Origin of the sequence: Pseudoalteromonas sp. SG45-1 (genome assembly GCF_014164135.1) — a bacterium.
Taxonomy (GTDB): domain Bacteria; phylum Pseudomonadota; class Gammaproteobacteria; order Enterobacterales; family Alteromonadaceae; genus Pseudoalteromonas; species Pseudoalteromonas distincta.
The window spans coordinates 31400-42694 of record NZ_JACJEP010000032.1 but is presented as its reverse complement, the minus strand read 5'-3'; the positions used below and the strand labels follow the sequence as shown (position 1 = coordinate 42694).

Annotated in this window: 11 protein-coding genes and 1 tRNA gene; 2 read left to right on the top strand and 10 right to left on the bottom strand. The window is 39.5% G+C overall.

Going from position 1 to position 11295, the window contains the following annotated elements:
- From tolA to H5117_RS18540, 8 genes are all read right to left on the bottom strand, one after another.
- Positions 1 to 433, bottom strand: a 433-nt coding sequence (tolA, locus tag H5117_RS18575; protein WP_182738847.1) for a cell envelope integrity protein TolA, incomplete at its 3' end; no start/stop codon positions are given.
- Positions 434 to 437: 4 nt separating this feature from the next.
- Positions 438 to 866: a protein TolR gene (tolR, locus tag H5117_RS18570; RefSeq protein ID WP_002960641.1), complete on the bottom strand. Its 429-nt coding sequence runs from the start codon at positions 864 to 866 to the stop codon at positions 438 to 440.
- Positions 853 to 1557 carry a protein TolQ gene (tolQ, locus tag H5117_RS18565; RefSeq protein ID WP_002960643.1) on the bottom strand — a complete coding sequence of 235 codons (705 nt, stop codon included), beginning with the start codon at positions 1555 to 1557 and terminating at the stop codon, positions 853 to 855. Before tolQ ends, tolR begins: the two co-directional genes overlap by 14 nt.
- A 964-nt stretch (positions 1558 to 2521) precedes the next feature.
- A complete protein-coding gene (gene ruvB, locus H5117_RS18560) occupies positions 2522 to 3529 on the bottom strand; it encodes a Holliday junction branch migration DNA helicase RuvB (RefSeq protein ID WP_182738846.1) in 1008 nt (335 codons plus the stop codon).
- Positions 3530 to 3536: 7 nt separating this feature from the next.
- Positions 3537 to 4154, bottom strand: coding sequence for a Holliday junction branch migration protein RuvA (gene ruvA / locus H5117_RS18555; RefSeq protein ID WP_002960647.1), 618 nt, complete (start codon positions 4152 to 4154; stop codon positions 3537 to 3539).
- Between the two features lie 2 nt (positions 4155 to 4156).
- Positions 4157 to 4681: a crossover junction endodeoxyribonuclease RuvC gene (gene ruvC / locus H5117_RS18550; protein ID WP_002960649.1), complete on the bottom strand. Its 525-nt coding sequence runs from the start codon at positions 4679 to 4681 to the stop codon at positions 4157 to 4159.
- Positions 4682 to 4811: 130 nt separating this feature from the next.
- Entirely contained in the window at positions 4812 to 7313 is a 2502-nt protein-coding gene (locus H5117_RS18545) for an ABC transporter permease (protein ID WP_002960651.1), read from the bottom strand.
- Positions 7303 to 8016, bottom strand: coding sequence for an ABC transporter ATP-binding protein (locus H5117_RS18540; protein ID WP_008137049.1), 714 nt, complete (start codon positions 8014 to 8016; stop codon positions 7303 to 7305). The genes H5117_RS18545 and H5117_RS18540 overlap by 11 nt, the downstream gene beginning before the upstream one ends.
- Between H5117_RS18540 and H5117_RS18535 the strand changes: the two genes are divergently transcribed.
- Positions 8017 to 8640 (top strand): arylesterase, encoded by a 624-nt coding sequence (locus tag H5117_RS18535; RefSeq protein ID WP_002960656.1) that lies wholly within the window; start codon positions 8017 to 8019, stop codon positions 8638 to 8640. It begins immediately after the preceding gene.
- Between the two features lie 111 nt (positions 8641 to 8751).
- Positions 8752 to 8828 (top strand) — tRNA-Pro (locus H5117_RS18530).
- A gap of 275 nt (positions 8829 to 9103) precedes the next feature.
- On the opposite strand, the gene H5117_RS18525 is transcribed toward H5117_RS18530, so the two are convergent.
- Together H5117_RS18525 and H5117_RS18520 are read right to left on the bottom strand one after the other, a co-directional pair.
- Positions 9104 to 9352, bottom strand: coding sequence for a hypothetical protein (locus H5117_RS18525; RefSeq protein ID WP_024596835.1), 249 nt, complete (start codon positions 9350 to 9352; stop codon positions 9104 to 9106).
- A gap of 92 nt (positions 9353 to 9444) precedes the next feature.
- On the bottom strand, positions 9445 to 11082 hold the full coding sequence (locus H5117_RS18520; RefSeq protein ID WP_182738845.1) for a cyanophycinase: 1638 nt from the start codon (positions 11080 to 11082) through the stop codon (positions 9445 to 9447).
- Positions 11083 to 11295: the final 213 nt, after the last annotated feature.

Genomic DNA, 11295 nt, shown 5'->3' with positions numbered 1-11295 from the left:
CTTGCTTTTGCTTTTCGGCTTGCTTAGCTTTAGCACGCTCTTTTTGCTCAATGGCACGTGCTTTTTTAGCTTCTGCCTCGGCTTGCGCTTTTTCTTTCTCTTTAGCTTTACGCTCTTGCTCTAGCTTTTTAATATTACGTGCTTCTGATTCGCGTTGCTTACGTGCATTGGCCGCTCTGCGTTCTAAATCACGGATACGTTTATCTTCAGCACTTTTTTTATCTTTTTCTTTCTTTTGAAGTTCAGCAATTTTTTGCTCAACTTGTTTTTGATCAACTGTAACGGCTGATACCGCTTTATCTGGCGTAGGTATAGCCGAATTAAGCGTTACTTCCATTACTTTAGGTGTTGGCGGATGAATATTTGCAGAAGCATACAAAAACCCACCAATCCCTAAATGAAGTACTATTGATTTTACTACTGAACTATTCATACAGCTACTTCCCCTCAAAGGATTCAGTCATTAATCCTACTGATGGTACGCCTGCATTTTTCAAAAAATCCATTAGTAATAATACTTCTTGATACGACACCTTACCCGAGCCTTTAATCATTACCGGCACGTCAGGGTTTTTCATTAGCTGTAATTTTATAACCGCCGCTACATCCAGTGCTTCCATAGGCTCTTCAGGATCAGTACCTACACTCACGTAATATTTACCTTGTGCATCTATTGAAGCAATAATAGGCGGAGTATCTTTAGTATCAACTAAATCAGACTCTTCCATTTTAGGTAAATCAACTTTTACACCATGCGTAATAAGCGGTGCTGTAGCCATAAATATTATAAGTAGTACCAACATTACATCAATGTAAGGTACTACATTAATCTCTGCGACCGGACGGCGCTTTTTACGCTGATACATTCGCTTGTGCCTCTATTTGTGTAGCTGCTTGACGGTGTAAAATATTAGCAAACTCTTCCATAAAGTTAATATAGTGAGACTCAAGCTTTTCAACACTGTTTGAAAAACGGTTATAAGCAATAACAGCAGGGATCGCCGCAAATAAACCCATAGCAGTCGCAATAAGTGCCTCTGCAATACCTGGTGCTACCATTTGTAATGTAGCTTGCTTAACTTCACCTAGTGCTATAAAGGCATTCATTATACCCCACACTGTACCAAACAAACCGATGTACGGACTTATAGAACCTACTGTTGCTAAAAACGATAGACTAGATTCCATTTTTTCAATTTCACGAGAAAGCGCAACACGCATAGAGCGGTGCGTTCCTTCCATAACAATACTCGCACTTTGAAATGTATTCTTTTTATGACGAGCAAACTCTTTAAAGCCTGAAGTAAACAAAGCTTCAATGCCTTGAGACTGACCGCTGCGTGACGATATCTCGTTATATAATTTGCTTAAATCAATACCCGACCAAAACTTTTGCTCAAATTTCTTAGCATTTATTAGCGCATCCGATATTGCTTTTTTACGTTGAAATATAATTGTCCACGACATTACAGACATGGCAACTAGCCCTAACATTACTAATTGAACAAGCAAACTTGCTTCTAAAATTAGATCTAAAAAATTAAGCCCTGATCCCACGTTAAACTCCTAAATAATTTCAAAATACGGCAAATTGGTTAATTTGTGTAAATATGACCGCTTACACGGCCAAAAGTTGCATCTAGTGTATCTAGTCCATTTCAAGCTGACAACGGTATTGCTATGAATAGGCAACAAAAAACGTTAAAAAAACAGCTTTAGTTAGCATTTCCCTTTGCCTCAGTATTTTATTTAAACTTTAAAACAAACTCGCTAACTATAAATATGCGTAAATATATACATGAAACGTCATAAAATGCGCCGTTTATTCAAAATAAGAGCATAAACACTCAAAACCTATAAGCCTCACCTCCACGTAATAGTAAAACTAATACCGAGCTATAACGAAATAAATTACTTAAGTTATAAATTTCATGAGCTTATAAATTTAACGATTAATTAACGCACAAGATTCAAACAACAATAAAATTCACTAAATTAGTTTTTCTAATCTGAAAATACAAATTTTCTAGTTTGAACAAAAAAGTAAACTTACGTATTATTCCCCCATACCGAGCTAGCGCACTGAATGAGATAGTTTCATTAAGCCAAGTTCTTAGTAATAGGATATTTTATCGTATTACATTGTTTTACTCTTTCTGGATAAAACCAAATTTAGTAAAACGTAGTTCCCCTGGATTACTTCCTTCAACTTGTTGTTTGCCCGCATTTTTTGCGGGCTTTTTTTTGCCTGCAATTTAGTGCGCTACATATTTTATTTATAAACTAATAATTGCCCTACCTAATTTACAATAAGTAATTCGCTTACTAGTTTGAATGGTACGCAGGATAGCCTCGCGAGTCTTAACGCCCTGTGAATTAACAGTTAACTATAAAGCGTATTAGTATTTTGAAATAACATTTGCAACAGTGTGTTGAGGTTTTGAGTATAATAATTTGAAACAAAGGGATACTGAAACAATTACCTGCTGCGCTATAAACCACAGCAAGTAAAGTATATAGGCTAGTCTTTTTTAGGAAGTAAACCAAAGTGATGGTATGCACTGTCAGACACTATGCGCCCGCGTGGAGTACGCTGAATAAATCCTTGCTGGATTAAAAATGGCTCTATTACATCTTCTATTGTTTCGCGCTCTTCACCAATAGCAGCCGCTACATTGTCGAGCCCTACTGGGCCGCCCATAAATTTTTCGATTATGGCGAGTAAATATTTGCGGTCCATATAATCAAAACCACTTTTATCTACGTCAATCATATCAAGGGCTTGCTTAGCTACATCGGCGTTTACTGTGCCGTCAGATTTTACTTGAGTGTAATCGCGTACACGGCGCAATAAGCGGTTTGCAATACGTGGTGTGCCGCGCGAGCGCTGGGCAATTTCGGTAGCGCCATCGTCACACATTTCTAAACCAAGATAATGTGCAGAGCGCCCTACTATGTGCGATAAATCTTCTACAGAATAAAACTCTAATCGCTGCACAATTCCAAAACGGTCACGCAGTGGCGATGTAAGCGAGCCTGCTCGTGTGGTTGCACCAATGAGTGTAAATGCAGGTAAGTCTAATTTAATAGAACGCGCAGCTGGGCCTTCACCAATCATTATATCAAGCTGGTAGTCTTCCATTGCGGGATACAGTATTTCTTCAACTTGCGGGCTTAGCCTGTGTATTTCATCGATAAACAGTACATCGCCCTCTTCTAAATTAGTAAGTAGAGCAGCTAAATCGCCTGCTTTTTCAAGTACAGGGCCTGATGTTGTTTTAATACTTACGTGTAACTCATTGGCTACAATATTTGCAAGCGTGGTTTTACCAAGCCCAGGTGGGCCAAATATTAATAAATGATCGAGCGCTTCACCACGGGTTCGGGCAGCTTCAATAAAAATTTCCATTTGCTGCTTAACATGAGGCTGGCCTCTGTAGTCGGCTAAAAGTTTTGGTCTTATTGCACGATCTATAGAGTCTTCATTTATTTTTTCAGTCGCATCAATTAAGCGATCCGCTTCAATCATGGGTTACTCACAACATAGATTTTAAAGATTCTCTAATAAGAACCTCAGTAGACATATCGGGTTTACTTATCGATTTTACTGCTTTTTGAGCTTGTGGCAATTTATAACCTAATGCAAGCAGTGCCGATACGGCATCATCCGCTGCATTATTAGCAATTGTCGCATCGCTCATTGGCTCTATTACTGCGCTGTCACTAAATGGCGTAAATAAATCATTGCCCCAATCTTTTAGTCTGTCTTTCATTTCGAGTACTAAACGCTCGGCTGTTTTTTTACCTACACCGGGTAATTTAACAAGCGATGTTGAGTCTTCGTTATTTACACAACTTACAAATTGTTTTGCCGACATGCCCGATAAAATAGCTAAGCCAAGTTTTGGCCCTACGCCATTTGCTTTTAATAGCTCTCTAAACAAGGCACGTTCAACTTTATTATTAAAACCAAATAATAGTTGAGCATCTTCACGCACTACAAAGTGAGTGTAAACAATCGCATTTTCACCAATTTTTGGTAAATCGTAAAAACAGGTCATCGGCATTTGTACTTCGTAACCTACACCACTTACTTCGAGTAATATTTCTGGTGGCTGTTTTTCGACTAAAATACCATTTAAGCGGCCTATCATAATTATTTCCTTAAACGTCCTCTAACGGTTTTGCTTGCGCTGCCCGCTAGTTTAATTAAATTTTGTTCTGAGTGGGCGTGGCAAATCGCAATAGCGAGTGCATCAGCTGCATCGGCCTGTGGCGTACCGGGTAGTTTTAAAATATTTTTTACCATGTGTTGCACTTGTGTTTTATCTGCGCCACCGTTGCCTACTACTGCTTGCTTAATTTGCCTAGCTGAGTATTCAAATACGGGTAAGTCGGCCATTGCAGCGCCAACAATCGCAGCGCCTCTAGCTTGGCCTAGTTTTAAAGCTGAATCGGGGTTGTGCGCCATAAATACTTTTTCAATGGCAAAGGTTTCTGGCGAAAACTGCTCAATAAGCTGTGTAATGCCTTGGTAGATCATTTTAAGCCTAACCGGAAAAGGATGATCGGCTAACTTAATACAGCCACTGCCTAAGTATGTAAATTTAGAACCTTGATGGGCAACAACACCATATCCGGTCAAACGTGAACCAGGATCGATCCCTAAAATGATGGCCAAACAGCGCTCCATTGTTATTATTTTTAAATTACGCTAATAATGCCAGAGCACTGTATAAATTACCAGTACAAAGAAAAACAAAAATGCCCACGTACTAGGTGGGCATTTACAGGAGCATGTTAGTTTAAGCTTACCCTAGGGCACGCACTAATCCTTGGGTATTTTGTTTAAGTGTTCGGGCAATCATTAAATAGCCTAAACCAGCCACAAATACGCCGCCAGCTACCGGACCTATAATCCATATATGTGGGTGTAACTTACCTGCTAAATCAAACATTTGTTGCTGCACAATCAAAAGCGCTATATCACTAAAAAATGCAGCCACTAAACCAGCTAAACCGCCTAGTAATAAAAACTCATACAGGGTCGCGTTTTTAATTAATCGGCTTTTAGCCCCAAGCGTTCGCAGTATTACAATTTCTTGCATACGCTCACCTAAACTAGCTTGCACTTGCGATATAAGTACAAGCGCGCCACACAGCACAACAATTGCAAGTACAAAGCCAATGGCGAGCGATACTTGCGAAATAGTAGTTTGTATTTGCTTAACAAAGTTATCAATATCAATGGCTGTAATAGTAGGGTAAGTACGTAATAACTGGCTAAAGTCACGTTTTTGATCTGGATTTATACGTACCGACGAAATATACGTCGCCGGAAAATCTGCAAGTACATCAGGGCTTAAAATAATAAAAAAGTTAGGTTTAAGCGTGGCCCAATTTACTTTGCGCACACTGGTGATTTTAGCGTCGAACGACTGCGAACCAATTAAAAATGTAAGCGTATCGCCTATCTCAACATCTAATCGCTCAAGCATCGACTCCTCTACTGAAGCCTCAGCCATCGCATTTTCACCAAACCACGTGCCTTGTGTTACTTCATTTTGGTCAGGCACATCTTTAAGCCATGTAAGGTTTAGCTCACGACCAATACCTGCACGTGCTTCTTCGTCTTTTTTCTCGTTGTCTTGCAGCGATACAGAACGTGCTACCAACTCGCCGTTTACCGCATTTACGCGCCCACGAATAGTGGGATAAAACTCTGATACCTGAATATCTTTTTGAGCTAAATATTCATTAATTGGCTCAAGCTCATTTTGCGTAATATTAACCAAAAACGCATTAGGCGCGTCGCTTGGAAGTTGCGACTGCCAATCAGATATCATGTCGTTTTTAAGTACCACTAAAAACAGCAGTAATTTAATTGCTAACGAAAAACTAATTAACTGTACCGCGTTCACATTTGCACGCTTTTGGATAGATGCAATTGCAAGCGACCAACTATTACCTGGCTTTAATCCTAGCTTTCGACCACCACCAAATATTAATTTAGATACTAAAAACAGCACACCAATTAGCGCAAGTGTTGATATAAACAAAATAAGCGTTATTTTTATGTTGTTACTAAATAACCACATTAATAAAAACACAGTTAGCGCACTCATACCTAAATGCACACGACTTACTGCCAACTTGTCACCTAAGTTACGGCGCAGTACTCTAAGCGGCGGAATATCAAATAAATCAAATAACGGTTTAATAGAAAACATAACGGCACAAATTACGCCAGTGCTTATAGCCACCAGCCAAGGTTTAAAGCCACCCAAGGGTAACTCTGTGCCCATACTTTTTGATAAGTAACTTGTTGCTATTTCTTGCAAGCCATAACCAATTAACAGCCCAATACTTACCGCCATTGCACATACAAGCAATAAATGGAGCATGTATATTTTGCGGATCATTGAACGGCTACCGCCTAGCGTTTTCATCATCGCTACTGGGTCGTATTGGCGTTCACAATAACGTTTTGCTGAAACAGCTATAGCCACTGCGGCTAAAATAATACCTAATAAGCCGGCTAGTAATAAAAAGCTCTCTGCGCGGTTTAAGCTGTTTGAAATGGGTGATTGGCGGTCTTTAACGCCATACCATTGTTGGTTTTCTTTCATTTGTGGTTTAAGCCACTCGTAAAAGCTATTTATGTCGGCCTCACTACCTGCATAAAGTTGGCGGTAATAAACACGACTACCCGGCTGCACAACTTCAGTTTTTGCCACATCGTCAATATTAATAAGCACACGGCGGCTACTCGAAAATACATTAAATGGCGCGTCTGGCTCTTCTACAATAACTTTTGAAACATTAAATAGTGCCGCGCCAAGCTCTACTTGTGCGCCTATATCAATATTTAAACTGTAAAATACCGATTCACTTAGCCACACATTACCCGGCGTTGGTCCGCTATTAGCAACTTTAGTTTCACCGGTTAGGGTATCTTTAACTTTTAACTGCCCTTTTAGCGGGTACGCATTAGATGCCGCTTTTACTGAGCTAAACTGCATTTCATCATCGGCAAACAACATAGTGTCGAAGTACACCATTTGCGCCGTTTTTAAATTTTGGCTCTGTGCTTGAGTAATAAAAGCGGTGTCCAGAACATGGTCGCTTGCAAGTACACGGTCTGCTGCAATAAAAGCACTGCTTTTTTGCGCAATACTTTGCCCTATTCGCTCAGTAACCATAGACAATGTAAGCACGGTTAACACAGCAAGAGCGATAGCTGCGCTTATAACCGTGAGCTCACCACGGCGAAATTCTCGCGAAAATAACTTAAGCGCTAACTTAACCCACATTAGCAACGTCCTCTACTTGGCTTTTTACCAGTAAACCCGCTTCTATTTGAATAATGTGCTCACATTTTTGTGCAAGCCCTTCATCGTGAGTTACCAAAATAAGCGTAGTACCGTGCTGAGTATTTAAATCAAATAATAAGGATTCAATCATTTTACCGTTTTTGCTGTCTAAATTAGCCGAAGGCTCATCAGCAAATAGTATTTTAGGTGTACCAATAAATGCTCGCGCAATAGCAACACGCTGCTGTTCACCGCCAGAGAGTTGCGACGGGTAATGATCAATTCGATGGCTCAAGCCTACTTTTTCAAGCAAAGCAATTGCTTGCTCTTTTGCATCACTTTCACCAGCGAGCTCTGCTGGTAGCATAACGTTTTCTAGTGCCGTTAAGCTTTGTACTAACATAAACGATTGAAACACAAATCCAATTTTAGCCGCGCGCAGTGCAGCACGCTCTTCTTCATCTAAATTGTGTAATGGTTCACCATCTAAAAATATTTCGCCGCTGCTTGCGGTATCCAGCCCCGCTAATAAACTGAGTAACGTTGATTTACCAGAGCCCGACGTGCCAACAATAGCAACAGACTCGCCATGCTTGACATTAAAGCTGATGTCGCTGAGGATGGGCAGCTCACCTTCAAAGGTAGAGACTACTTTAGACAAACCATTAACCTGAATTATATTTAATTGAGAAAGCGCTGACATATGACTCATTCAATCCTTCGTTTAGTATTCATTTTATTTTTAGTTATCAAACCGCTGAGCGCAGCAGCCGACAACACGATTTTAATACTCGGTGACAGTTTAAGCGCAGCCTACGGACTTCAACAAGAAGAAGGCTGGGTAAAATTGTTACAAGATAAATACGATGACGAACAAGCCGACATTGAACTTATCAACGCCAGTATTAGTGGCGAAACATCTGGTGGAGCCCTACGCCGTTTAGATGCATTGCTTGAGCAATACGAACCCACTCATGTACTTATTGAGCTAGGTGCTAATGACGGTTTACGTGGTTTCCCAGTTAAAAAAATGCAAACTAACTTAACGTCTCTTATTCAAAAAAGCCAAGCAGCTAATGCGATGACCGCCTTAATGGAGATTTACATTCCCCCTAATTACGGCCCGCGTTACAGTAAAATGTTTACTGACACTTTTTCGCGCGTTAGCGAAGAGACAAATGCGCATTTAATGAACTTTTTTATGCTAGATATTGCCAGCCAATCTGATCTAATGCAAAACGATAGTTTACACCCTAACAAAAAAGCTCAGCCATTAATACGAGATGAGATGTATGACTCGATCAAAAAGTGGCTAAATAAAGACTAGCTAATTAATACACCGCAAGGGCGCCTTTTTAGGCCTCTTGCGTAATAAACACCCAAACAAACAATCGCTTATTGATTTTTAAAAAAATACACGTACTATTGCAAACAACGTCGGTATGTAGCGCAGCTTGGTAGCGCACTGTCATGGGGTGGCAGGGGTCGAGAGTTCGAATCTCTCCATACCGACCAATTAACTACACCTATATCAATAAGTTAAACTTCTCTTCAAAATATAGCCAAAATCCATCTGTTTTGATTCTACAATTTATCCGTAGCACTATCTTATTTATCTAAGCGCACTTAATAAAACTGAGTTTAGCTGGCTAGTTTTGTGGTTTTTGAGGGGGTTATATTTAATTGTTATTAACTTGAAGTGGCCTTTGTGGAATCTATATGAAGGCATTTGATTTCAATTTATTGAAATTAAAATAAAAAAGCGCTCTAAGCGCTTTTTTATTAAAGTACTAGTGCTTGCGCCCTACACCATTACGTACCATATCTTGCCCTGTTTGGAATACATCTTCTGTAATACCGCGCGCTAAAAGTAATTTTTGATTATCGTCAAACACGGCTACAAAACGACTACCATCACTATTGTTTGTTGCCATACCAACGCCCGAAACACCCTTAAGGCCAAGACCGCCGTTTTCTACATTTAATAAAAAGCTTTCTAATTCGGCTAGACTAGAAATTACATCATTTTCTTTATTCATTTTGACACTCTTTTAGTAAGGCTTTTAAATCATTATGGTGGCTATTTTATAGAGAAGAGCCAAAAACTTAAACCCTTGGCTCAGGTTAGTCACTAAATCGATTTTATAGCTAACTCTAAATTGCTTAGCGCACAACCAAACTCTTTTGCATTTACGCGATGATACTGCGTGTCACTCGTTGCTGTAAGGCTAATTATAAACTCGTCTTGTTGGGCTACCGCACTTTGCTCTTGGCTTAGGCACATCGCTTGAGTAAGTGAACGCAGTTTTGAATTTGTTAAAATTGAGCCAAAACGCTGCACTGGCAGTGGAGGTATTTTTATAGCGGGTAACGCTTCATCTATTGTGCGTGCGCTTAATGTAAACGTATTATTGGTAATTTCAATTACACTGCTTGTAGGCCAGTACGAATAGCTATAGCTCTTACTCCCAGGTTGGGCTTTACCTTGGTTAGCCAAATGCACTACACCACTTTTGCCTATTACGGTTATTAAGCTACCTTCTGGCGATTTAATAACAACTAAGGCTGTATTTTCATCAATACCAAAACCATGTCGAATCTCTGTTTTAGTATTTTTCACTTCGTTTTTATTTAGCGCTGCTGCAAGCCTAAATGTACGGTTTTGTTCGCTAAATTGAGTATCTAGTACACCAAAGTTAAAACTGCCCAGCCCACCAGCATTAGTGTTATTTTCACTTTTACGAAGTGCCTCAAGGCTTGTCGTATTTGTAAGCATGCCCGTCACTTTACTTTGGATTGCAGCACCGGCTCCTTCACCTACAATTACTGGGCGAGTTTGCAATGCTTGCGTCCACGGGTATGGGTTATTGTTTTGATCAAATAATACCTTGTGAGTTAATGCTGTATTACCGCTATTAAACATCACACCGGTACTATTTTTAATAAGTGATACAAGTGCATTAGTGCCATTTTTACATAAAGCGTATTCGGCCTTTGTGCGATCGGGATAAATCACTTCACGGTTATACACATTCATTAATGTATTTCTAAGCGCAGGTAATTCATCGCACGAGTTACTCGTAATCGCTTTAGCAAGCGCTGGCGTTAGTGCTAACCATTGAGTGTTTATATTTGATTGTGCCAAAAGGCTTAGCGCTACATCTGCCGACTCATAAGGGTCGCGGCTCGAAGCCGTAATAGCAAGCATGGTTGGTTTTGCGTTATTAACTTTTAAACTGCCCGACACAAATTGTAAAATATTATTAGTCGCAACCTCATTATTAAAATCGGTATTTACTTGCTCTTTTACACGCTCACCGTTTTTATTAAGTAGCGGTACTTCTAGCATATCAAATACAAAGTTGTACTCTTGCTGAGTTAGACTTTCTAATTGCTGATTATTTATATCGCGCCACTGCCAGAGTAAATCTGTTTTTGATACGCTATTTGACGATTTACTTTGTATGGCTTTAAGTGTTTTTAATACAGCCGTTTTTGCCTCAACATTATTATTAGGCCAATGCTGCGCGATGTTTTTTATTTGAGAGCTGCTAAGTGTATATAAATTATGTGACTTACCATCAATAACAGGCTCTTTTTGGCAGTTATTAAGCTTGGCGCTAGTACAGGTAGTAAGCTCTGACCCCACTAAAATTAAAGTTTGGCTTTGCTCTTGAGCCACTGCATTTATTGAAAAACCGGCACCGAACAATGCCACTACCATACCCAGTAACTTTGGCTGTTGATCACGTAAAAATGCACATATCATAATGTAAACTCTAATATAAATAATAAAACTAATGTGCTGTAGTTTAACAGCTAGCCACTAGCGCCTAAATATATTTTTATAAATGTTAAATAATTCAAGTCTCTGAAAAACGTTCGGGTTAAGCACTGCATTTAAATACATTGTTTAGTTTGCCCTTCTGTCTTTGTAAATATTATCTAAACAAATTTAAACGGAGCATTTATTGACCAATTT

Bases quoted from the DNA above. Each gene is read 5' to 3' on its own strand.
- tolR (WP_002960641.1), bottom strand. From the start codon at position 866: ATGTATCAGCGTAAAAAGCGCCGTCCGGTCGCAGAGATTAATGTAGTA.
- ruvB (WP_182738846.1), bottom strand. From the start codon at position 3,529: ATGATTGAAGCGGATCGCTTAATTGATGCGACTGAAAAAATAAATGAA.
- ruvA (WP_002960647.1), bottom strand. From the start codon at position 4,154: ATGATAGGCCGCTTAAATGGTATTTTAGTCGAAAAACAGCCACCAGAA.
- H5117_RS18545 (WP_002960651.1), bottom strand. From the start codon at position 7,313: ATGTGGGTTAAGTTAGCGCTTAAGTTATTTTCGCGAGAATTTCGCCGT.
- H5117_RS18540 (WP_008137049.1), bottom strand. From the start codon at position 8,016: ATGTCAGCGCTTTCTCAATTAAATATAATTCAGGTTAATGGTTTGTCT.
- H5117_RS18535 (WP_002960656.1), top strand. From the start codon at position 8,017: ATGACTCATTCAATCCTTCGTTTAGTATTCATTTTATTTTTAGTTATC.
- H5117_RS18525 (WP_024596835.1), bottom strand. From the start codon at position 9,352: ATGAATAAAGAAAATGATGTAATTTCTAGTCTAGCCGAATTAGAAAGC.
- H5117_RS18520 (WP_182738845.1), bottom strand. From the start codon at position 11,082: ATGATATGTGCATTTTTACGTGATCAACAGCCAAAGTTACTGGGTATG.